The sequence below is a fragment of the Ferrimonas sp. genome (assembly GCF_048263965.1).
Taxonomy (GTDB): Bacteria; Pseudomonadota; Gammaproteobacteria; order Enterobacterales; family Shewanellaceae; genus Ferrimonas.
Genome location: NZ_JBLXDO010000002.1, coordinates 65,295 through 89,265, shown reverse-complemented (window position 1 = coordinate 89,265; position 23,971 = coordinate 65,295). Strand labels below are relative to the sequence as shown.

Here is a 23,971-nt window from a genome sequence, read left to right as displayed (position 1 = left end):
ACCAGAAGTTGGACTCCAGGCACCGCCTCCTTGGGGTAGTTTCTTTTTAGCTCCCCGACTGTTGTCCCTGTGTGAGATTTTTTCCCTGGCCCCGTCAGCGATGGGTTGTCCACACTTGTCCCAATGCTTCAAACAGTTATCCAGAATTCACCATTTGTGTTTATTGGAAAGCCTTAAAAGCCATGACACTTTTTCAGCTGTTGCCCTAGTGGCCTCGACTACACTCAATTCAATTCAGCTCGGTAAGACCATAAATTCTATGTGGATAAGCCGGGACTTTGGACCTGAAATGACAACGGGTGAAGGCTATGCGCAACTGGTTAGCGTCTTTTCTGTTGCTCCTGGCGGTTGGGGGCTGGACAATGCCGGCCTGGTCGGCATTGCTGGATGACCAAGATTTCACGGAAGAGACACTTGCCAGGCCGGATGGCCAGGGGTGGTCAGGGGTAGTGGGGCTGGCTTTTTCGGAAGCCGGCGATCGCATCTACGCCTGGGAGCGTGATGGAAGGGTGTGGATCATCGATGAATCCAATCCGGTCTTCAGCCCATTTCTGGACATCGCGGATGAGGTGCTGGCCTGGCGGGACCATGGCCTGTTGGGGTTTGCACTGGATCCTCAGTATGAAGAAAACGGTTACGTCTACATCGGCTACATCGTCGACAGACACCACCTGTTGCATTGTGTTGAGCCCGCCTCCGGGGTCGGGGAGCCCATCTGTGATTCCGGTTATGACCCCAACCTGACTATCCAGGTCACTCAGGCCACCATAGGGCGAGTGGTGCGATATACCGCCATCAAACCCCAGGGTGCCAGCGATTTTTCCGGGGCCACCGCTGTGGATTACGCCAGTCGCAAGGTGCTGATTGGTGAGTCTCCCACCACGGGGATGCCGATGACCCACCAGACCCATGGCATCGGCCAACTGGTGTTTGGTACCGATGGTACCCTGCTGGTGGCCTTCGGGGATGGGGCCAGTTATGCCTCCACCGATGTCGGCAGCGCCGAAGAGAGTGCTTATCTGGACGCCCTGGCCGAAGGGATATTGCGGCCTGACGAAAACGTCGGGGCCTACCGGGCCCAGATGGTAAATTCCCACAACGGTAAGATCTTGCGCATCGATCCCGCCAGCGGTGACGGGGTGGCCAGCAACCCCTACTTTGATGGTGCCGCACCTCGCTCTCCCGCCTCCAGAATGTGGGCCCTGGGGCTGCGCAACCCTTACCGCATGTCATTGAAGCCCGGAACCGGCAGTCACAACCCGGATGATGGCAATCCGGGGGTGCTTTATGTTGGCGATGTGGGACTGAGCCGCTGGGAGGAGTTTCTGGTGGTGGAGGGCCCCAACATCAACTTCGGCTGGCCCGCCTACGAAGGGATGACCATCCAGAGCGGGTACTACTACGCGTCCCCCAACAGCGCCCAGGCCTCTGAGGCCTTGGGGTGCGATGTAAAATTTACCGACCTGATTGTTCAGGAGACCCTGAGCACACCCAGTTTCCCCAACCCTTGTGGTAGCGGCCAGATCACCTCGGTGCCGGTGTTCGAGCATCGACGCCCCAGTCTGGACTGGTTCCATGATGAACCCCAGACCCGCTACCCCGCGTTTGACGGCAGCGGCGCACCGGTGGCCGTCGGTGTCGGTGAGCCTGTGCCCGGAACCACGGAGGTATTGACCCAGGGGACGCCTTTTGCCGGAAATGCCTCCACCGGAGGGGCGTGGTATCTCAGTGGTGAGTTCCCTGAGATCTACCACAACACCTATTTTCACGGAGACTTCGGTGGCCAGTGGCTGCGTAATTTCGTGATGGATGACAATGACCGGGTCACCCAAGTGCGCCCCTTCGCCTCAGACGCCGGTGGCGTGGTGTTTATCGCCACCCACCCCGCCGATGGTCGTCTCTATTACATCAGCTGGGCCACCTTTATCTACCGGATCAGCTATGCCCCTGGGGGCAATCGGGTGCCCACGGCGGTGGCCTCAGCCACACCAAGGTATGGTCCCAGTCCTCTGACGGTGCAGTTCTCATCCGCAGGTTCCTCTGATCCTGATAACGACAACCTGAGCTTTGCCTGGCAGTTTGGTGATGGGGACAACGGCAGCGGCGCTTCTCCCAGCCACCAGTACAACGCCCCAAATGACAACCCTATCAGTTTCATTGCCACTCTGACGGCCACGGATGATGGCTCGCCGGCTCAGAGCGACACCGATACCGTGCTGGTCAGCCTGAACAACACACCACCTCAGGTGAGCATCACCTCTCCCGCCGATGGCACCCTGTATCCCCTTGGCAGTGACACCCTCTATGACCTCACTGCCCAGATCAGTGACAACGAACATGGCAGCAGTGAACTGAGTTGCGCCTGGCAGACGGTGCTGCATCACAACAATCACACCCATGAAGACCCGGTGGATACTGACTGCGCCAGTCAGGTGCAGATCGCCCCGGCGGGGTGTGACGGCGAGACCTATTTCTACCGCATCAGCCTGACGGTCACCGATGATCACGGCCTGTCGACTACGGCGGTGTCCACCCTTTATCCGGATTGCGACAGTGTGTCGCCACCCGATGCCAATGATGACAGCGCCACGGTGGCGGTGGGAGGCACCGTAGAGGTGGACCTTCTGGCCAATGACACCGACGACACCGGCATCAATGTGAACTCTCTGACTCTGCTCAGTCAGCCGGCCAGTGGCTTGGTGACCCTGCTTCCTGGCACCGGACGGGTGCAGTATCAACCCTCGATTACCACCTCGGGCAGCGTCAGCTTCCAGTACCGGGTCGCCGATGTTGACGGCTTTGTTTCTGAGCCGGCTACTGTGGCGATCACCATTACCCTGGAGGGTGGCACCCCGGTTGTGGCGACGCCGGTGATCTCGCCTTCAGGCGGGGACTATACCGCGCCACTGGCGGTGACCCTCAGCTCCTCAACATCCGGGGTCACCTTCCATTACACCTTAGACGGCAGTGACCCGGATCTGAGTTCACCGACCAGTGGTGGCAACCTGACTCTGGAGGAGAGTGCCACCCTCAAGGTGTGGGGCTACCGGGACGGTTACGTGCCATCACAGGTGGCGTCCCAGACCTATCAGCTGTCGCCGCCCGATAATGGTTTCCCCATCAATGGCCTGGTGGGGTATTGGCCCCTGAACGAGGCGGGGGGGACCTTCATCGGGGATGCGTCCGGCAATGGCCATGATGGCCAGCTCAACGGGGCCTCCTGGGTCTCTGGCTGGGACGGTGGTGGCCTGCGCTTCGATGGCGTGGATGACCGTGTCGTGGTTCCCCACAGCAGCCAGCTGGCGTTCACCCTGTTCCAGAGTTTCTCTCTCAGTGCCTGGGTCCAGCCCGATGGCGGCCAGGGAGGCTGGGCGGGTCTGGTGACCAAGTCCAGAGAGAGTGCCCCCTGGTATGGCTTATGGATCACCTCCTGGGATGCCTGGGCCGCCGGCGGTCCCAACGCCATATTTGATGGCCCCATCAGCGGCGGTTGGCATCATCTGGCCCTGGTGCAGGATGCCCTGGTCGACAGCCGCTGGCTCTATGTGGACGGCGTACTGGCCGGCACTCTGGATGCCCAGTTTGGGGAAGGCAGCGGTGAACTCTGGTTTGGCGGTGCTGCCGGTGTGACCGAGTTCTTCGATGGGGTGCTGGACGAGATTCGTATCTATGATCGGGCGCTCACCCTCCAGGAGGTTGAGGTACTGGCGGCTACCGCCCCGCCGGCAGCCGGACCTGTCACTGCGCCGGACTGGGTGCAGATCTCCAGCGGCGCCAGTGTGGAGATCGATGTGCTGGCCAACGATTCGGCCATCGCCGGGCTGGATCCCTCCACGGTCGAGGTGCTGACCTCTCCGGATCAGGGCAACATCACCGCCATCAACAGCAGCACCGGGGTGATCAGTTACAGCCACAACGGCGGCTCCCTGGATGACGGCTTCAGTTATCGGGTGCAGGACACCACCGGCGCCTGGTCGGCCGCTACGGCGGTGTCCATCGCCGTCGAGGCCTACCTGCCGCCGACGGTAACCATTACCTCGCCCCAGGATGGCGCCCAGGTGAGCGGCAATCTGCTGGTTCAATGGCAACTGTCCGGGGACGGAACCCTGTATGACCATATCCATGTGCGCCTGGATGACAATCCCCACGTCACCCTGCACGACACCGGCCTCACCAGTTACGACTTCGGCCAGGTCGACCCTGGCGAGCACACTGTCGACGTCTGGCTGGTGACTCCGGATCATCAGCCTCTGGCCAATCCCGAGGCCAGCGATTCGGTGACGGTGACCGTGCTGGACCACAGTGGCGGTGATCCGACTCTGGTGGGCTACTGGGCCATGGACTCCGGCTCAGCCCAGACCGCCGTCGACAGCTCGGGCAACCAGAACGACGGGGTGATTCTGGGCGCCCAGGTGGTCACCGGCCGCTTTGGTCAGGGGCTGAGTTTCGACGGAGTGGATGATCTGGTTCAGGTGCCTCACAGCAGTGCCTTTGCCTTTGGCAGTGGCGATGATTTTACCCTGGCGTTTTGGGCCCAGGGCATTGGCAGCCAGTCCGGCTGGTCTGGCGTGGTGACCAAGTCCAGAGATCAGGAGCCCTGGTACGGCATCTGGGTGGCGAGCAACCGCCGCTGGACCTCAGGTGGGCCACAAAACATCAGTGGCAGTAAGATCAGCGCAGGCTGGCACCATCTGGTGCTGGTTCAGAGCGCGGGCAATCGTTATCTCTACCTGGACGGGGCCTTCAATGCCGAGGGCAGTGCCCAGCAGGCCAATGGCGGCGGCGATCTGATCTTTGGCGGCACCCTGGGCGTCAGTGAACACTTCAGTGGTGTGCTGGATGAGGTTCGCCTCTACAGTCGTGCCCTGGATGCCGGGGAGGTGACTGGCCTGTATAACCTGGAGCCGGGTGCGGCCAGTGTGGTGGCATTGGACGACACTGCCTCTGTGGCACAGGGCGAGGGTACCAGCATCGATCTGCTGGCCAACGACAGCGCGACACTGGGGCTGGACGGCAGTTCGGTGGAGCTGATGAGTGCGCCCGCCTACGGCGATCTGCAGATTGATGGGGTTACCGGCGTGGCCAGCTATCAGCATGATGGCAGTGCCACCACCACCGACAGCTTCAGTTACCGGGTGGCGGATCTTCAGGGCAACCTGAGTAACACCGCCCAGGTGCAGCTGAGCATAGTGCCCTACGTGCCGCCGACGGTAACCATCACTTCGCCGCAGGAGGGGGCTCAGTTGACCGGAAATCTGGTGGTTCAGTGGCAGACCTCCGGCGATCAGAGCGGTTTCGATCACATCCATGTGCAGCTGGATGATCAGCCCTATGTGCCCCTGCACGATACCGGGCTGACCAGTTACGACTTCGGCCAGGGCACGGCAGGCACTCATGTGATGCGGGTGTGGCTGGTGGATGCCAATCATCAGGCTCTCACCAACCCCGAAGCCTCGGATCAGGTCAGCGTGACCTGGAGTGAACCGGCGGTGGTGAGCCCGCCTGTGATCGACCCCAATGGCGGAGACTTCACCTCGGAGGTGACCGTGACCCTGAGTGCGGACTCCGGTGCGGCCATCCATTACACCCTGGATGGATCGACGCCGGATGCCGGTTCCGATCTGTATCAGGTGCCCATCCTGGTTGGTCAGAGCCTGACCCTTCAGGCGGTGGCCATCCTCGATGGGGTCAGTAGCAGCGTCAGCTCTGCCCAGTTCAATCTGGATCTGCCGGGGGACGGCTTGCCCAGCGCCGGGCTGGTGGGCTACTGGCCCATGGATGAAACCGGCGGAAGTCAGGTGCTGGATGCGTCGGGTTCCGGGCTGGTGGGTGACATCAGTGGTGCCGTCCGGGTACCAGGCTGGTCCGCCAATGGCCTCTACTTCGATGGTGTGGACGATCTGGTGCGGGTGGCCCATGACCCTCAACTGGCCTTTAGCGCCGGAGCCAGTTTCTCTCTGTCTGTCTGGGTGAGCCTGGATGGGGATCAGGGAGGCTGGGCCGGTGCGGTGACCAAGTCCAGGGACGAGGCTCCTTGGTACGGATTGTGGGTGGCCTCCTATGACCGCTGGATCTTTGGTGGGCCCTCCAACATCAAAGGACCGGTGGCGCGAAGTGGCTGGCAGCAGCTGACCCTGATTCAGGATGGTGTCTCTGGCAGCCGCAGCTTCTACCTCAATGGTACCTTGGTGGGCACAGGGGCGGCGCAGTCCGCCGATGGGCCTGGAGATCTGCTGTTTGGTGGAGCGGGCGGCGTCGCGGAGTTCATGAGGGGCACCCTGGATGAGGTGCGCCTGTATGATCGTGCCCTGACCGCCGATGAGATTCAGGCGTTGGCGGTGCTGGCGCCCTGAGGCTCTGCCTGAGCACAGCCCCGCCGTGCGCGGGGCTAGTGATTCTGTGGACGGGCGATTGGCATGGGCGAGGAGTGGAACTGGGTCATCTCAACTTCGAGCACCAGGATCCCCAGGCGGCGGACCTCAAGGCGTGCCAACTGGTTGCCCAACTCCGGTGCAAACCAGAAATCGGCCACCCTGGACTTCCTTGGGTGGGTTTGGCGAAGGTGCAAAGTGGTGACGCTCCTGTCCATCAGTGGCAGTGTGGTCAAGCCGAGATTCTCGAAGCGGTAGTGGCGGGTCTCATCGCCCCAGGTGTAGCTGGTGACCACGTCTTGACCCGGCTTGGCCAACAGAGGAAGGTTCTGCAACATGGTGGCGGCCCCCTGGATGGCTGGGGGCATGGTGTCCGGATACTCGATGAGTTCGCCATCCTCCAGTACCTCCATGGTGCCCTGAGCGCCCGGTTTGCCCCGGTACACTACCGGGAACCAGCCCTTCACCTGGGAGGCAAAGCTGTCGGTGTTCCAGCGCTCGTTAAACCAGCTCATGCGGGTGAGGTTGTTGGCATCGCCGAACAGGCAGAAATCGCCACTGCCTTCTAGGAGGGCCTGTTGTCCCTCCAGCTTCAGGCTCTGGGTGCCCTGACCGCAGGGCACCCCCTGGCTGCTCGCCTGGTAGTAGGCGGTAAAAGGGGCGGTGGGCAGGGGCTGAGCCACGGCTGGCAGGCTGGCCGCCAGCAGCAGCCAGAGTTCAATCTTTACGGGGGTGATTTCCAATGTACTCCTGAGCCCGTTTCAGGGCCTCGTCCACGTTTTTTTGCATGGCGATAAGCTCATCCATGGAGGCGTAGGCATTCAGATCCACCCGATGACGGATGTAGCGGCAGGGAAGTTGATTGAGGGTAAGGCAGAAGAGATCCGCCAGCTGGTCGTCGTCAAACTTCTCCCTGAGCTTGCGTTCAGTGACGGTCTGATCCAGCAGGATCTCATAGTAGTTTCTGATTTCAGCGTCCATGTGTCAGGGTCCTCTATCCCAGAGTAAAGGCGGTTTGAAACAGCTGCGCATGGCGTCTGGTCAGGCTGTCGGGATCGCGGTCGTAGCCGCCGCCGATAACACAGGCCAGGGGGATGGCGCCGTCCATACATCTAGATAGTACCAGCTGTTCTCGCTGACGTAATCCCTCATCGCTCACCTCCAGGTGGCCCAGGCGATCACCCTTGTGGACATCGACGCCCGCATCGAAGATAACCAGATCCGGGCTGTGCAGCCTCAGGGCCAGAGTCAGGGCCTGATCCACCGTCTGAAGGTAGCTCTGATCACCCACCCCTTTTTCAAGAGGAAAGTCCAGGTCTGAGGGGGGCTTGCGGCTGGGGAAGTTGGACTCGCAGTGCACGGAGCAGGTGATGATCTCTGGCCTTGAGGCACAGAGCGCCGCGGTGCCGTCACCATGGTGGACATCCAGGTCGAAGATAAGCACCCGCTCGACCCCGGGTTGGCTCAGTGCCTGCTCCGCAGCCAGCACCAGATCGTTAAAAACACAGTAACCACTGCCAAAGTCGAAATGGGCATGGTGGTAGCCCCCGGACAGGTGCAGAGCCAGCCCATGCTCCAACGCCAGATGGGCAGTCAGGCAGGTACCGGACACCGAAGTCAGGGTGCGCTCGACCAGGGTCTGGCTCCAGGGAAAGCCCATGCGGCGAATCGCTTTGGCATCCAGGCGGTTTTCCAAGAAGGCCCGGCTGTACTCCGGACTGTGGCAACGCTGAATCTCTGTCGGTGAGAGGGGCGTGGGCTGGTGCCATTGCAGATGTTGTCCGGGAAGCGTGGCCAGCAGGTGATCGCGCAGGTGGCGATACTTGGTGATGGGGAAGCCGTGGCTGGGCGGCAGCACCAGTTGAGAGTAGATGGGGTGATAGACGCAGTGCAGCATGGGCAACAGTGCGGGAGGCGCTGGGCCTGGTTGTCTCCGAGTGGGAAGGCTCGGCGTCATTCGGACGCCGAACCCTTGCCCGAAAGCAACAGGCCCCGGGGCCTTACATGTTGGAGATGGCCCAGGTCATAAACTCTTTGCGAGTCTTTTCGTCGGCCTGCTGCCACCAGTACTTGAGCATCGCTTCTGGGTTCAGCTTAACATCACCCTGCAGCTGAGCCTGGTTGGCTGGCTTGCTCTGGCTGGGCGCGGTGGCGGCGACGGCGCTGGTTGCCACAGTCGCGGTAGTGGCGGCCGCAGCACTGGCGGCGCTGCCCGCAGGGGCGGTGGCGGCAATCACTTCCTGCTTATGCTTCTGCTCTGGAGTCAGCTCCTTGGTCAGGGTATCGATGATGCTCTCCTCGCGGATGCTGGTCATCTCGATGCTGTACAGAACCTGCTGGCCGCCGGAGTGTGTTACCTTGACCTTAGGGTCCTGGGCGAAGGCCTTGGCCTGCTTCAGATCGCGGATGGGGGTTTCAGGGCGCAGTTTATATTCGCCATCGGCGTCGATGGTGATGTGCAGCAGGAAGGGGTCGGAGTTGACCCGCTGGTGGCCGTCACCATAGGGCTCTTCGATGAGATCCTTGTAGACCAGGGCCACAGTATGCTCGCCTTTCTCCAGCTCAAGCTCATCTTTGTGGCTGAAGAAATTGGACTTTACCTCCTGGCCATTAACGGCGATGAACTCCATGGACAGTGGAATGTTCAGTTCGGCCGCCAGAGTGTTCAGGCTCATGCCTCCGGCGATTAGTGCAGCCATCAGTGAGGCTTTGTTCATCCTGTGCTCCTTAGTGCTTCTGCCCACCCTTCTCCAGGCGGGCGATACGTTCTTCAATATAGGTCATAGCCTGACGACAACGGCCAAGCCGCTTTTGCGTTGCCAGAATCTCATTCTGTAGTGTGATTTTTTCCGTCCCCTGATGCAAATCAAGTTTTTGTTCCAATTCATGAATCTTTTGTTGAAGACGGTTGGCCCAATTCTGGTGCTTTCTCAGCTCCTCATAGGCGCTGTGGCTGTTCTGCATCACCGAGCGGGCGATCCACTGGTACTTGCTGTCCTGTCGGGGTAACCCCTTGCGGCGGCTGGAGAAGCGCGCGCCTGCAGCCTGCAAGCCGGTGGCGCTCATCGCCTGCATCACCGCCTGGTAACGGTCGGAAAACTGTTGGCACACCAGTTCAAAGGTGTCACCGGAGTCGGAGGCCTGACTCAGTCGGCTCAGGGTCTGCAGATCCTGCTCCAGGCGTTGCAGGCACTGAGCCAGGGAGGCGCCGGTATGGTCAAACAGGGCGGAGTGAAATCTCTGTTGATGATTCAGGGCCTGGGTGGTGTTGTTGGCCAGGGACTGGTCATGTTGCTGGACCTGACTCTTGAGCTGCTCCAGTCTCTGCCTGAGCAGCTGCAGAAGTTCACTGCGGGCACGAAAACTCATAGCCAGGCCTCCACTGCCAGCTTGCCGGCGATGATCAGCACCACGGAGATGAACACCGGCCGGATAAAGCGGCTGCCAAAGCGGATGGCGGAGTGTGCGCCGATCCAGGCGCCGGCCATCAGGCACAGCCCCATTGCCAGGCCGATGCCAAAATGGACATGGCCCAGGGCGATGAAGAATCCCAGGGAGGTGGCATTGCTGACGAAATTCATGCTGCGGGCCAGGCCGGAGGAGAGCAGGATGTTCATCCGGTAGAGCACCATGGAGGAGACGGTCCAGAAGGCACCGGTTCCCGGCCCGGCGAAGCCGTCATAGAACCCCAGTGACAGCCCCTGGCTCCATTGCTTGGTGCGCAGCCTGCGGTCTTTTACCGGCAGGCCCCGCTGCTCGTCACAGGGGGAGGGGGCCAGCAGGGTATAGAGGGCGATGATGACGATCACCAGGGGCAGGATGCGGTTGAGCAGATCGGCGGAGAACAGATCCACTGCCAGGGTGCCTGCGCCGGCGCCAATAAAGGTGGCCAACACCGACCCTCGCCAGAACTGTGGGTTGAACAGCTGTTTGCGATAGAAGGTCCAGCTGGCGGTAAAGGAGCCAAAGCTGGCGGCCAGCTTGTTGGTGCCCAGAGCCAGGTGCGGCGGCAGCCCGGCCGTCAGCAGGGCAGGAATGGTCAGCAGTCCGCCGCCGCCAGCCACGGCATCGATAAAGCCAGCGGCGAAGGCAACGGTGGAGAGCAGCACTATCAGGTTTAGGTCGAGACCCAGTTCCATCATCTCAATATTCAATATGGCGGCGGTAGGGGGGCAAGGAATCCAGCAGAGCGCTGCCGTAGCGCTTGGTTACCAGGCGTCGGTCCAGCACGGTGATTCTGCCATAGTCGGTTTCGTTGCGAAGTAAGCGACCGCAGGACTGTACCAGCTTTTTGGCTGCATCGGGAACCGCCAGCTGCAAAAAGGGGTTGCCGCCTTTGGACTTGATGTACTCGGCGTGGGCCTGCTCCACCGGAGAGGTGGGTACCGCAAAGGGCAGTCGGGTGATGATCAGGTTGGTCAGGTAGTCTCCCGGCAGGTCCAATCCTTCGGAAAAGCTGCTGGTGCCAAACAGGATGGAGACCTCGCCCCGGTCGATGCGGGCCTTGTGTTCGGCAATGAGCTCTGAGCGGGCGCCTTCGCCCTGCACCAGGATTGGCAGCTTCTTGTGCATCCTCAAGGTGTCAGCCACCGCCTCCATCTGACGGTAGGAGGTAAAGAGCACCAGGCTGGCGGTCTCCTCCTCCAACAGGTCCGGGATGGTTTTTACCAGCATGTCGCCGAAGCGGTCATCCTGGGGCTCCACCGCGACTTTGGGCAGGAACAGGGTGGCGTTCTGCTGGTAATCGAACGGCGAGGGCAGGGCGGTGTAGCGGGTGCCGTCGTCGTTGCGCAGTCCCACCTGGTGACGGTAGTGATCGAAGCTGCCCAGAGCCATCAGGGTGGCGGAGAGCAGGGCGACGCCGGCAGCCTTGCTCCACAGCATCTCCTCCAGCATAAAACCGATCTCTATGGGGGAGGTGCTCACATGAAAGTCATGGCGCTGTTGAAACTCCACCTTTTCTATCCAGCGGGCCAGTGGCGCGCTGTTCTCCGGGATCTCCCGCGACATCATCTGCCACAGTTGAGTCAGTCCCTCCAGCCTCTGCAGGTGCATGCCTACCTCGGCCACCATGGGCTCGGCCTGCCAGCCCTTGATCTCCCCCTCCTTGACCGACTCCATCAGCATGGTCTGCAGCTTGGTGAGCTTTTTCAGTCCCTGGCCGCAGGCGGTCTTGAGATTGGTGGCCAGGGTGACCAGCACCTCCGGCAGGGCGCCGTTTTCGAAACGGTGGCGCAGTTCCGGGTTGTCGAACAGGGTCGGGTTGGCTTCACAGAAGCTGACCACCTGACCCAGGCCGTCGCCCAGGGCCTCCAGATCCTCGGTGAGCTCCATGGAGAGGTTGGTCGCCTTGTCGGAGCGCAGTTCCCTGGCCAGCTTGTGGGCGGACTTTTCCAGCTTGCCCAACCACTCGACTGTGCTCTTCATGTTGGCGCTGGCGGCAGAGAAGTCCCGGGTCACCTGCGGCAGGTGATGGGCCTCGTCGACGATGTAGTACATGGAGTCCGGGTCGGGGAGGATTTTGCCACCGCCGAGCTCCAGATCCGCCAGCAGCAGGGAGTGATTGACGATCAGTACGTCCCAGCTGTCCATCTCATCGCGGCTGCGATGAAAGGGGCAGTCGCGGTGCGCGGCCAGTTGCTTGTTGCAGCTGTGCTTATCTGAGCCAATCTGTTGCCACAGATAATCGGGTACCGGCTCGGGGACGCTGTCCACCTCGCCGTTCCACTTGCCTTCGTGGTAGGCCTGGTGCAGGCGTTTCAGCAGAGCGACATCGGCACTGGCGGGTTTGCTCTCCCATAGCGCCTGTTGACCGGCTTCCCCCTCCCCGGCTTCGCCGGCAAGCAGCTCCAGCTTTGAGAGGCAGGCATACCTCTGCCGCCCCTTGGCCAGGCCAAAGCGGAAGTTCATGCCGCTGTGCTTCTGCACCAGGGGCAGGTCCTTGTTCACCAGCTGCTCCTGCAGGGCGACGGTGGCGGTGGCGATGCACACCTTGCGACCGCTGGCCAGGGCCTGGGGGATGGCACCGAGGCAGTAAGCCAGGGATTTGCCCGTGCCCGTTCCCGCCTGGACCACCATGATGCGCCGCTCTTTGCAGTACTCACCGGCCAGGGTCTTGGCGATCTCGGCAATCAGGTAGTTTTGCTCTTTGCGCCGGACGAAGTTGGGGATCGCCTCGGCGATGCCGTTGTAGGCCTGGCGGGTCAGTTTCTTGGTTTTATCGCTGAGCATGCTGTGCGTGGGTTGGGGAAAGTAGCTGTACAGAATACCAGTATTTAGGTGAGAATGCCTTAATGACCGAACCCACACACCAAACCGGCTGGTTGCTGAGCCGCAACCAGTTTGGCGATGAGCAGGGCATTACCCTGGAATACTGGCTGGCGACCGACAAGGGGCCGGTCAGGCTCACCATTCCCGGTCAGGCACATCAGGGGTTTGTTCCCGCAGCGCAGGAGCAGGCACTCAGGCAGTGGCTCAGCCCCTGGCCCCGCAGTCAGTGGCAGCTGACACCGGTTCAGGCCACGGACTTCAATCACCAGCCGCAACTCGTGGTCTACATCCGCTCGGATAAGCTGTGGTATGAGCTGCAGTCCTTTTGCCAGAGTCGTGACATCCCTCTGTTGGAGAGCGATGTCCGCGCCTGTGACCGTTTTCTCATGGAGCGTCGCATTACCTCGGCACTCTCTTGGCGTGAAGGACCCAAGGGGCTGCAGGTTCGTGCTTCAGGCAAACTGCCGGAGCTGACACTGGTCTCCCTGGACATCGAGTGCAGCCGGGAAGGAGAGCTCTACTCCATCGGTTTGCACAGTGACATGGATGCCTGTGTGCTGATGCGGGGTGACCCTCAACCGGATTCCCCTCCTTATATAAGGTGGTGCTTTGACGAAGCGGCGCTGATCACCACTCTGCTCGCCTGGTTCCGACAGTTCGATCCGGACGTCATCATTGGCTGGAACGTGGTGGGTTTTGACCTGAGGTTGCTGCAGAAGCGGGCTGACCTACATGAGATCCCCTTTACCCTGGGGCGGGGTGACGCCCTGCCTGTGTGGCAACAGCAGGCCGGGCCTGGCCGGGGCTATGGCATGGCCGGCCGGGTGGTCCTCGATGGCATCGACTGGCTTAAGGCGGCCTTCTATCAGTTTGAAAGTTTTGCTCTGGATAACGTGGCCAAGGAACTGCTCGGGGTGGGGAAAGCCTGCCAGGACAGCGGTAACCGCATGGAGGAGATTGAGCACAACTTTCATCATGACAAACTGGCCCTGGCTCACTACAACCTGATGGACTGTGAGCTGGTTCGGCGTATTTTCGACAAGCTGCATCTGCTGCCTTTTGCCTGCCGAAGGGCCCAGCTGACCGGACTGCAGATGGACAGGCTGGGAGGCTCTGTGGCGGCCTTTACCAACCTCTATCTGCCCGAACTTCACCGCGCTGGCTTTGTGGCACCGGATCTGACCGAGAGTGACATCGCCCCCAGCCCGGGCGGTTACGTGATGGACTCCAGGCCGGGGCGTTATCGCAATGTGCTGGTACTGGACTTCAAGTCTCTCTACCCCTCTATTATACGCACCTTCCTGATTGATCCCATGGGGATGGTGGCGGCGGGACAGGTTGATGACCCTGGGTCCGTGGAAGGGTTCAGGGGCGCCCGCTTTCACCGGACGCTGCACCGTCTTCCCGCCATTATTGAGGGGTTGTGGCAACAGAGGGAGTTGGCCAAAGCCAGTAAAGATGCCCCGTTGTCACAGGCGATTAAGATCCTGATGAACTCCTTCTACGGCGTACTGGGGGCGGCAGGGTGCCGGTTCCACGACCCCAGACTGGCGTCCTCTATCACCCTGCGTGGTCATGAGATCATGAAGACCACCCGGACCTGGATTGAAGAGCAGGGCTACGAGGTGATCTACGGGGATACGGATTCCACCTTTGTCCACGTCGGCGACCACCTCACCGCAGGCAAAGCCAGGGAGATAGGCCAACAATTGGTTCAACTGGTGAACAGCCGCTGGCAGCAGAAACTGCAAGAGGAGCTGGCGCTGACCAGCGTCCTGGAGCTGGAGTTTGAAACCCACTTTGAACACTTCTTCATGCCGACCATTCGCGGTGCGGAAATCGGATCCAAGAAACGCTATGTCGGGGCAACCCGAAAGGATGGCAAGCTGGAGTTGGTGTTCAAGGGGATGGAGACGGTACGCAGCGACTGGACCCCCCTGGCCCGAGAGCTCCAGCAGCAACTCTATCGCCACTGGTTTGAGGAAAAGCCGGTGATTCCCCTGGTGCTGGACCGTATCGAAGCGTTAATGCGGGGCGAATGTGATGAGCTGCTGGTCTACCGCAAGCGACTCAGACAGGAGCTGGGGGAGTATCGCTCCAAGGGCCCTCATGTGGTGGCGGCTGAGCGGGCAAACCGGCTGCTGGGCAGACAACGCTACCGTCGCGGCAGTCAGATAGCCTATGTGATGAGCCGCAGTGGTCCCATTCCTCTGGAAGAGGGGGGCGCTGTGCCGGACTATGAGCATTATCTGGACAAGCAGATTGAGCCTGTGGTGGAGCCGGTGCTTGCCCATCTGGCGTCGCCCACGACCCTGGAAAAACTGATGACTGGTCAGATGGGTTTATTTTAATGAGGGGTTGTTAATGCTCTGTAATGAAATGGAGTCGAAGGTGGTTATTAAAAAGTAATTTATGCGTTTCTGATGCAATTTAATGCATTTAGCCTAACAAAAGTGTGAAGTTGATCGTCGTGTTATTTGAACATTTCTTGCTAGTCTCGGTCCCCTTCAGCGGATGAATGTTGCTCGCGATGGATTGGGAGACACACTAAGAATCAGATAGACGAAAAGGTTAGGTTAGATGAAAAAGTCACTTCTTGCAGTTGCCGTTCCGGCGTTGTTGGCTGCCCAAGCACAGGCAGTTGAGTTGTATAACGACGGTGTTAACTCCGTAACCATGGGTGGCCACCTAACTGTCCAGCTGGATGACAAATCCGGCGACACCAAGATTAATGATAACATGCCGCGTATCAACTTCAGCTTTGATCGCGACATGGGTAACGGCTTCAAAGTCGACTCCCGCATGGAAAGCCAGTTCAACATGGTGAACGGCGGCGAATCCTTCAAAACCCGTCTGGGCTACATCGGCATCTCTCACGACGATTACGGCCGCATCTCCGTTGGTAAGCAGTGGTCCGTATACTACGACGTTGCTGTTGTTACCGACTATGCATACGCCTTCTGGGCTGACCACCTGGGTGTATACTCCTACGGCGTTGATGGCGGTGAAACCGGCATGGGCCGTGCGGATCAGGCTCTGCAGTACCACAACACCTTCTCCCTGGGCGCTGCCGGTGACCTGACTCTGGGTCTGCAGTGGCAGGGTGCTGAAAACGGTCTGGACGATCGTATGGGCGGTAGCCTGGTTTACAAGGTTGGTCAGGTAAGCGTTGGTGCCGGTTACTACGGCGGTGACGTAGATGGTTCCTTCACCACCCCTAACGGTGTGGTTCTGGAAGATGGTGAGAGTGTTGATGGCACCATCGTATCTGCCAGCTACGGTACCTGGAGCAAAGGCCTGTACGCCGCTGTTGCCTACATGCAGGGTGACAACCAGGAAGACTATCGCTTCACCGGTGAGTCCGAGGGTCTGGAGTCTGTACTGAGCTACGGTTTCGACAATGACACCACCGTTTACACCATGCACCGCTTTATCAAGTCCAAAGATGACGTTGAAGCCCTGGGCCGTAAGTACAACGAGTCCGACATCCTGGTGGGTGTAGCGAAAATGCTGAGCAGCAACGTTGAAACCTACGGTGAGTACCGCTTCGGTACTGGCGATGATCTCGATGACAACGCTTTCGCCATCGGTCTGCGTATTTATCTGTAATGCACACATAAATTTGTAGAATGGGCCGCCCCTTCAGGGCGGCCTTTTTTATGCCTGATGAATTTGGGGGCAATTGACGAATTTACACAGTTAATGATTGCGTGTATCTGGATTGTTAATAAAATTAGATCTTCGATCGTGTTGGAATTCCAGTTGTAAAAATTGTGTCACACCCTCTGTCAATGGCGTTTTAAACTAAAATTCGTTTTCTGGAGAGGGTTCTGCGGATATTGCTCACCATTTGAAGTGGGTCGAACTTTATTTTGGTTATTCGTTGAGCAGTTGTTGGTGGCTTGCTGACAAAACTCATGTAAAAGAAAGGTTGCATAGCTGTTGCCCCTGTGATTAATATCGGTGTTGCTAAAGGGCTTGCCCTACCGAAGCGTTCTTAATTTGGGATTCAAGTCGCTACGGACAAAACAATAAACACATTGATGTGTCTAGGGAGATAAACATGCAAAGCAGCACAGTCTCAAAAGCTGTTCGACTGTCCTTAATCGCCGGTGCTTCTGCCGCCGCGATGACCGCAGCCCCAGTATGGGCGGAAGAGGAAGGTGTTGAACGTATCGAGGTCACCGGTTCTCGTATTAAGCGCACCGACATGGAAGGTGCCAATCCGGTTACCGTGATTGATCAAGCTTCCATTGAAAAGATGAGTGTCACCAACGTGGGTGACCTGTTGCAGAACCTGAGCTCCTCCGCGGGTGCAGCTGTAAACACTCAGACCAACAACGGTGGTGACTCCTCCGTTCGTTTCTCCCTGCGGGGTATCGGTTCTGAGCGTACTCTGGTTCTGATCAACGGCCGCCGGGTTGTAGCCGGTGGTGGCGGTGCCAACGGCTCCGTTGACTTGAACACCATCCCCACTGCCATCATCAAGCGCGTTGAAGTGCTGAAAGATGGTGCGTCTGCGGTTTATGGCTCCGACGCCATCGCCGGTGTAGTTAACATCATTACCAAAAACGATTTCGAAGGCTTCGATGTGAAGCTGGAGTATGGTGAGTCCGGGGAAGGTGATGCTGACAAGAAGTCCATCGACGTAACCTTCGGTGCAGCCAGTGACAAGGGTAACGTTGTGGTTGCTCTGGGTTACGCCGATCAGGGCCAGGCTCTGATGGGTGACCGCGGCTTCTCTGAATTTGAGCTGCGTGCCTACCCAGATGGCACCACCCAGCCAGGCGGCTCCTCCGCGCCACCATGGGGTAACATGGATGGCTATGATGGTGACAACGTCACCCGCGGTCCAGAGTTTGGTGACTGGCGTGCCTATGACGGCTCCACCGACTCCTATAACTACAACCCGGTTAACTACCTTCAGACTCCGAGCACTCGTCGCTACGCCAACGTATTCGGCAGCTACGAGCTGGGTCAGTTAGGCTTCCTGGGCGAAGTTCGCGCCTTCAGTGAAGTGTCTTACGTAGAAACCAATGGTGAGCGTCTGCTGGCGCCCGAGCCACTGGCACCTCTGGTGTTCTTCGGTTCTCCGGCGCCTTACTCGCCAAACAACTACTACAACCGTACTCAGGGTCCAAAGGATCCCGATGGCAACTCCTTCGTGATCAACGATTGGCGTCGCCGTATGGTTGAGACCGGTGGTCGTGCCAATACCCGTGACTACAAAACCTTCCGTACCGTAGTGGGCTTCGAAGGCGAACTGGAGAACGGCTGGGCGTGGGAAGTCTCCTACAACTATGGCAAGAACGACTCCGTTGAGCGTGGTGAAGGTTACTTCAACCTGGATCGCGTAGCGGAAGCCGTGGGTCCCACCGGTTGGTTGGATGAGAACGGCCAGTTGATCGTAGATGGTAGCGGCAACCCCATTGTCGATGCGCCTAACGGCCAGTCTCTGGTGTGTCTGAACGAAGAGGGCGGCATCATCGATGGCTGTGTACCTCTGAACATCTTCGGTCAGCCAGGTACCGACACCGCGATCACTGCCGATATGCTGCAGTACATCAGTGGTAACTACAACACCACCGAACTGGGTCAGAACCGTCAGGAAGGCATTCAGGCCATCATCTCTGGTGATGCATTCGAATTGCCAGCCGGTTACGTGGGCTTCGCTGCCGGTTACGAATATCGTAAAGAGAGCGGCTCCTACACCCCTGATTCTCTGATTCTGCAGGGCATCACCACCGCAGGTTCTGCTGTAGGTACCGAAGGTTCCTACAACGTGGATGAATTCTTTGCTGAATTCTACCTGCCTCTGGTCAAGGACGCGCCTCTGGTTGAGAGCCTGGACCTGACCCTGGCGGTACGTTACTCCGACTACTCTACCTTCGGTGACAACACCTCCGGCAGTGCGGGCCTTGAGTGGCGCCCCACCACCGACCTGCTGCTGCGTGCCAGCTACGCCGAGGCTTTCCGTGCACCTAACACCACCGAACTGTTCGGCGGTGCCAGCACCAGCTTCCCGGAAGCAACCGACCCCTGTGAGGCTGGTCCGGTTAACGCCAACTGTATCTCTACCGGTGTACCTGCCGATGGCTACGATTCCGGCGGTGTTGAGCAGATCCCCACCAAGATTGGTGGTGCTGACAACTGGACCGACGGTACCGAGTTGAAGCCTGAAGAGGCTGAGATCATGACCATTGGCCTGGTGTACAACCCCGAGTGGCTGGATGGCTTCTCTGCCACCATCGATTACTGGAACATCGAGCTGACCGATGCCATCTCCACCGTGGGCACCCAAGCCCGTCTGGATGGTTGTTACGAGCGTGGTGAGTACTGTGGCACCATCGAGCGCTTCGGCTCCGACTCTGCCGTTCCCGGTAACATCCTGTTTGTGTACGACTACCAGGTAAACGTAGGTGGTATCGACACCGACGGTATCGACTTCGAGTTCAGCTACGGCTTCGAGACCGGCGACTGGGGTGATTTCCGCGTTGCTCTGGATGGTACCTACCTGCTGAGCTACGAGAAGGAGATTGCCGGTGGTGAGATCATCGACCACACTGGCCGTTTCGAAGAGGGTCACGACGGCATGTTTGCCGAGTGGAAGACCAACCTGACCATGCTGTGGAGCATCTCTGACTTCGACACTGCGGTAACCGGTCGCTACATCTCTGGTGTAACCGAAACCGAGTCTGGCTGGTGGACTGACGCGTTTGACCGCGAAGTGCCCTCCAACACCGTGTGGGACTTCCAAACCAACTGGGCAGCTACCGAGAACCTGACCTTCACCCTGGGTGTGGACAACGTCTTCGACAAGCAGCCTCCGTTCGTGTTCTCCGCCTTCGGCGCCAACACCGACGTGTCTACTTATGACGTAATTGGTCGCTACTACTACGCTCGTGCCAGCATGAGCTTCTAAAGCAGTTTGCACCATATCAATGCCGGCAGCGTCGCTGCCGGCATTTTTTATGCCTGTTGTTAAGGCGATCCTTTCCGTCACAGCGCTTTGCCGGTCAGTATCACATGCCCCGCAACCCCGGGTGAAACATCTTCAGTTTCTGAGTCTTTATCGACGCCAACCCATTTGCATAATCAGTCGCTTCTACCCGCCTTGTTATTCCCTTTCGAAAAATCATCTTGAATAGACAGTGGAAGCTCTGGTTTCCAATTTCCGCTGCAAAGCTTGTGGTTTTTCCGCAAGTCGATCTGTGGGTGACTGATGCTGTGTTAAGGGGATGTTTCCAGTTGAAATGACTATTGGGTTATAAGATATGGCAATCTTGAGCTCGCCTTTGGTCTGTGCGTGGAGTTAGATACTGGTCGATACTGTGAATAAACATGAAGAAAATACAGAAAAAAGCACTGTTTGAATAAAATTTACCCCGTCGCCCGGATTTATCCATTCTTTGCCCTCTGAAGCAATTGGTAACACGGTTGACACACCTTGGCAAACTGTGGAAAGATGCGGGGGCGCTCACCTTCGCAAAGGGAAAGAGAGCAAGGGATATATAACAAATAGACCAATAATGTAGGACTGGCTCCGACAAAATGCATAGGTGTACACACCATAATAATGTCGCCGGAGCCGCAAACTCACAACAAGACTGGTTGGGAACTATGTCCGTGATTAGTAAAAGAACCGCACTAGCAACTGCCTTTGCTGTGGCAATGGCAGGTACCGGCGTTGCGTCCGCCGCTGATCTGGCCGGCATTCAGAAAGCCGACGAACAGATTCAGAAAGACGCCGTAAAGTCTCAAAAGAAGATCAATAAGCTGTATGACCAGGCTCAAGACATGCTGTACGACTACCGTCTGGTGGTTGACGAGTATGAGACCCTGAAGTCCTACAACGACTACTACGCAGGTCTGGTTGCAGACCAGGAAGCCAACATCGCTTCCCTGCAAGAGCAGATCGGTGGCATCGAGAAGACCAAGCAGGGCATCATCCCTCTGACCTTCAAGATGATCGATACCATGGAGCAGTTCATCGAACTGGACGTGCCTTTCTCCATCGACGAGCGTCGCAGCCGCGTTGCCCGCCTGAAAGAGGTGATGGGTGACTCCAACGTATCCACCGCAGAGAAGTACCGTCTGGTTCTGGATGCCTACCAGATCGAGAACGAGTACGGTAACAAGATGGCTGCCTACGAAGGTAAGCTGAACATCGACGGCAAAGAACTGACCGTAGACTTCTTCCACCTGGGCCGCGTGGTATTCCTGGCTCAGTCTCTGGATCAGAAGAACGGTTGGGTATGGGACAACAGCGCCCGCACTTGGAAGGCCCTGCCTGACGACAACATGCGCAGTGTGGCGAACGCCATCAAGATGGCCCGTAAGCAGGCCGCCCCAGACCTGTTGAAACTGCCTGTTCAGACCGCGGAGGGAGCTGAGTAATGAAAAAGTTGATCTCTACCGCCATGGTAGCCGCTGCCCTGTCTTTCAGCGGTGCAGCCCTGGCCTCCGAGGCGCCTAAAGCCGTTTCTCTGGATCAGCTGCTGAACCAGGTGAAGACCGAGCGTCAATCTGAAGCCAAACTGAACAAGAAGCGTGAAGCTGAGTTCAATGCAGAGCGTGCCGACAAGGCTGCTCTGCTGAAGAAGGCCAAGGCCACCCTGGCTGCTGAAAAGCAGCGCGGTGAAGACCTGGTTCGTCGCTTCTCCGATAACGACCAGACCATCAACCAGCTGAACAAAGACCTGGAAACCGCCAAAGGTGACCTGGGTGAGATGTTCGGTGTGGTACGTCAGGTGTCCAACGACACCGCCGGCCTGATCGACGCGTCTCTGATCAGCGCTCAGTACCCTGGTCGTGAAGACCTGATGTTCAAGCTGGCTCAAGCCAAAGAGCTGCCGACCATCAAGGAACTGGAAGAGCTGTGGATCTCCCTGCAGACCGAAATGACCGAATCTGGCAAGGTTGTTAAGTTCACCGCTCCTGTAACCGACTCCAACGGTAACGTAGCCGACCAGAGCGTAACCCGTGTTGGTCCCTTTACTCTGCTGGCCAACGGCGAGTACCTGAGCTACAACGCCGAAACTGGCACCATCCTGGAGCTGCCCAAGCAGCCTGAGGGTTACAAAGTGGCTTCCGTTAAGAAGTTCCTGGGTGCTGGCGCCGGTGAAACCACCGCAACCTTCGTTGACCCCTCCAAGGGCGCGCTGCTGCAGGTATACACCCAGAAAGCTTCTCTGGAAGAGAAGTTCCATCAGGGTGGCACCGTAGGCTACATCATCGCCGGCCTGCTGGGCTTCGGTCTGCTGATTGCTCTGTGGAAGGTAATGACCCTGACCGCGGCTTCCGCCAAGATCCGCTCTCAGATTAAGAACGTTGACAACCCTGGCAACAACCCTCTGGGCCGCATCCTGAAGGTGTACCAGGAGAACAAAGACGTTGACGTTGAGACTCTGGAACTGAAGATCGACGAAGCGATTCTGAAAGAAACCCCAAGCATCGAGCGTGGCGTACCTCTGATTAAGGTACTGGCCGCTATCGCACCTATGCTGGGTCTGCTGGGTACCGTAACCGGTATGATTAAGACCTTCGAGAACATCACCCTGTTCGGTACTGGTGATCCGAAGATCATGGCCGGTGGTATCTCCATGGCTCTGGTAACAACTGTATTGGGTCTGATCGCTGCTCTGCCCCTGATTCTGGTTCACGCTCTGGTTGCTGGCCGTGCCCGCGCCGTAGTGGACGTGCTCGAAGAGCAAAGTGCTGGAATCGTGGCTGCTCACGCTGAAACAAGGAGCAAGTGATTATGCTTTACCTGATAGAGCTCTGGGAGTCTGTCAGGGACTTCATGGCAACCGGCGGTGACGTTCTCTGGCTTGTAGCAGGTGCCCTGTTCCTGATGTGGGCCATGATGCTGGAGCGTTACTTCTACCTGAGCTTTGTGTTCCCCAAGGTGCGCAAGAAGGTAGTAGAGAACTGGCTGGCCCGCGAGGACAAAACCTCCTGGCATGCCCACCGCATCCGTGAAGCATGGCTTTCCCAGGCCAAGGAACAGTTGACTGCCCGTATGGGTGTTATCAACGCTCTGGTCGCCATCTGCCCCATGTTGGGCCTGCTGGGTACCGTAACCGGTATGATTGCAGTATTCGAAGTGATGGCAGTACAGGGTACTGGTAACCCCCGTCTGATGGCAGGTGGTATCTCAATGGCAACTATCCCGACCATGTCCGGCATGGTGGCAGCCCTCTCCGGCGTATTTTTCAGCACCCGTCTGAATGCGTCCCTGAAGGTGTCTGCTGAGAAACTCCAGGATAGTCTGTCGCACCACTAGAGAGAGAATTATGGCACGCAAAAAGCATGCAACCCCAGCAGAGGGTGCGGAAGTCGATATGACTCCGATGCTGGACATCGTTTTCATCATGCTGATCTTCTTTATCGTAACGACCTCGTTCGTGAAGGAGTCCGGTATCGATGTGAACCGTCCTAAGGCACAACAGGCGAGCAAGAAGCCTTCGGCTAACATCTTTATCGCCATCAACGAGTCCGGCATCGTATACATGGAGAAGCGTGAAGTGGATATCCAGCGTGTACGTGCTAACGTTGAACGTATGCTGGCTGAATCCCCTGAAGCCTCTGTGATGATCCAGGCGGACAAAGAAGCCAAGCATGGCATCGTAGTTAAGGTGATGGACCAGGTGAAAGCTGCCGGTATCAACACCATCTCCGTAGCAGCGAAGGAAGAGTAATTATGCTGAGATCACTGTTAGCCCTAGTACTTGGCGCAGCGGTGACCTTCGCTCTGTTCTCTTTCATGGCGTTTTTGATCGACGGTGGCGCCAAGCGCGCCGCCAACAGCGTTGATCTTCCGCCGATTGAGATCGTGATGGATCGCCAGGACGCGAAGGCACAGAATCGTGACCGTCCTAAGCCCAAGCCGCCGAAGCCGCCAGAGAAGCCGCCAGAGCCTATTGATCTGCAGCCTGAAACCAATGAGGTTTCCGACGCTGTATCCATCAATGTGCCCAGCGTGGATATCGGTGGTGTCAACTCCGGTATGGGTGATGTCGGCGGCGCAATGATGCGCGACGGTGACGCGACCCCCATTGTTCGGATGGAACCCAAGTGGCCCATGAAGGCTCTCCGTGAGGGCAAAGAAGGGTACGTGGTGATGAAGTTCACCATCAACGAACTGGGTCAGCCGGAAGACATCACTGTCATCGAAGCGGAGCCTAAGCGCCTGTTTGACAAAGAAGCGAAGCGCGCACTGCGTAAGTGGAAGTACAAGCCCAAGATCGTTGATGGCAAGCCGGTTAAACAGCCTGGCATCACCGTTCGTCTGGACTTCAAACTCAACAAAGACCAAGGCTAAAGGGGAG

Annotated in this window: 16 protein-coding genes; 9 read left to right on the top strand and 7 right to left on the bottom strand. The window is 58.3% G+C overall.

Annotated elements, in window-relative coordinates; translation table 11 throughout:
• The first annotated feature begins 308 nt into the window (after positions 1-308).
• The gene (locus ACN0RV_RS03215; RefSeq protein WP_417345518.1) at positions 309-6,353 is read left to right on the top strand and encodes a LamG-like jellyroll fold domain-containing protein; all 6,045 of its coding nucleotides are present in this window, start codon (positions 309-311) and stop codon (positions 6,351-6,353) included.
• 35 nt (positions 6,354-6,388) lie between these two features.
• On the opposite strand, the gene ACN0RV_RS03210 is transcribed toward ACN0RV_RS03215, so the two are convergent.
• From ACN0RV_RS03210 to dinG, 7 genes are all read right to left on the bottom strand, one after another.
• Positions 6,389-7,114, bottom strand: a complete 726-nt coding sequence (locus ACN0RV_RS03210) for a hypothetical protein (RefSeq protein ID WP_417345516.1) — start codon at positions 7,112-7,114, stop codon at positions 6,389-6,391.
• Entirely contained in the window at positions 7,089-7,352 is a 264-nt protein-coding gene (locus ACN0RV_RS03205) for a late competence development ComFB family protein (protein ID WP_417345515.1), read from the bottom strand. The genes ACN0RV_RS03210 and ACN0RV_RS03205 overlap by 26 nt, the downstream gene beginning before the upstream one ends.
• Before the next feature lie 13 nt (positions 7,353-7,365).
• Positions 7,366-8,268, bottom strand: a complete 903-nt coding sequence (locus tag ACN0RV_RS03200; RefSeq protein WP_417345844.1) for a histone deacetylase — start codon at positions 8,266-8,268, stop codon at positions 7,366-7,368.
• A gap of 103 nt (positions 8,269-8,371) precedes the next feature.
• Positions 8,372-9,088, bottom strand: a complete 717-nt coding sequence (locus ACN0RV_RS03195) for a DUF2057 family protein (protein WP_417345513.1) — start codon at positions 9,086-9,088, stop codon at positions 8,372-8,374.
• A gap of 10 nt (positions 9,089-9,098) precedes the next feature.
• A complete protein-coding gene (locus tag ACN0RV_RS03190; protein WP_417345511.1) occupies positions 9,099-9,740 on the bottom strand; it encodes a primosomal replication protein in 642 nt (213 codons plus the stop codon).
• Positions 9,737-10,513, bottom strand: coding sequence for a TSUP family transporter (locus ACN0RV_RS03185; RefSeq protein WP_417345509.1), 777 nt, complete (start codon positions 10,511-10,513; stop codon positions 9,737-9,739). The genes ACN0RV_RS03190 and ACN0RV_RS03185 overlap by 4 nt, the downstream gene beginning before the upstream one ends.
• A 1-nt stretch (position 10,514) precedes the next feature.
• Positions 10,515-12,602 carry an ATP-dependent DNA helicase DinG gene (dinG, locus tag ACN0RV_RS03180; RefSeq protein WP_417345507.1) on the bottom strand — a complete coding sequence of 696 codons (2,088 nt, stop codon included), beginning with the start codon at positions 12,600-12,602 and terminating at the stop codon, positions 10,515-10,517.
• Positions 12,603-12,664: 62 nt separating this feature from the next.
• Here dinG and ACN0RV_RS03175 point away from each other — a divergent pair, with 62 nt between their 5' ends.
• The 8 genes from ACN0RV_RS03175 to ACN0RV_RS03140 all read left to right on the top strand — a co-directional run bounded on the left by ACN0RV_RS03175 (position 12,665) and on the right by ACN0RV_RS03140 (position 23,964).
• Positions 12,665-14,992, top strand: coding sequence for a DNA polymerase II (locus tag ACN0RV_RS03175; RefSeq protein WP_417345505.1), 2,328 nt, complete (start codon positions 12,665-12,667; stop codon positions 14,990-14,992).
• Between the two features lie 229 nt (positions 14,993-15,221).
• Positions 15,222-16,250, top strand: a complete 1,029-nt coding sequence (locus ACN0RV_RS03170; RefSeq protein WP_417345504.1) for a porin — start codon at positions 15,222-15,224, stop codon at positions 16,248-16,250.
• 454 nt (positions 16,251-16,704) lie between these two features.
• A complete protein-coding gene (locus ACN0RV_RS03165) occupies positions 16,705-19,563 on the top strand; it encodes a TonB-dependent receptor domain-containing protein (protein ID WP_417345502.1) in 2,859 nt (952 codons plus the stop codon).
• Positions 19,564-20,261: 698 nt separating this feature from the next.
• Positions 20,262-21,038: a DUF3450 domain-containing protein gene (locus tag ACN0RV_RS03160; RefSeq protein WP_417345500.1), complete on the top strand. Its 777-nt coding sequence runs from the start codon at positions 20,262-20,264 to the stop codon at positions 21,036-21,038.
• Complete coding sequence (locus tag ACN0RV_RS03155) at positions 21,038-22,399, top strand: MotA/TolQ/ExbB proton channel family protein (RefSeq protein ID WP_417345498.1); 1,362 nt, start codon at positions 21,038-21,040, stop codon at positions 22,397-22,399. Before ACN0RV_RS03160 ends, ACN0RV_RS03155 begins: the two co-directional genes overlap by 1 nt.
• A gap of 2 nt (positions 22,400-22,401) precedes the next feature.
• A complete protein-coding gene (locus tag ACN0RV_RS03150; protein WP_028110302.1) occupies positions 22,402-22,926 on the top strand; it encodes a MotA/TolQ/ExbB proton channel family protein in 525 nt (174 codons plus the stop codon).
• A gap of 10 nt (positions 22,927-22,936) precedes the next feature.
• Positions 22,937-23,341: an ExbD/TolR family protein gene (locus ACN0RV_RS03145; protein ID WP_136853703.1), complete on the top strand. Its 405-nt coding sequence runs from the start codon at positions 22,937-22,939 to the stop codon at positions 23,339-23,341.
• Between the two features lie 2 nt (positions 23,342-23,343).
• Positions 23,344-23,964 carry an energy transducer TonB gene (locus ACN0RV_RS03140; RefSeq protein WP_417345495.1) on the top strand — a complete coding sequence of 207 codons (621 nt, stop codon included), beginning with the start codon at positions 23,344-23,346 and terminating at the stop codon, positions 23,962-23,964.
• Positions 23,965-23,971: the final 7 nt, after the last annotated feature.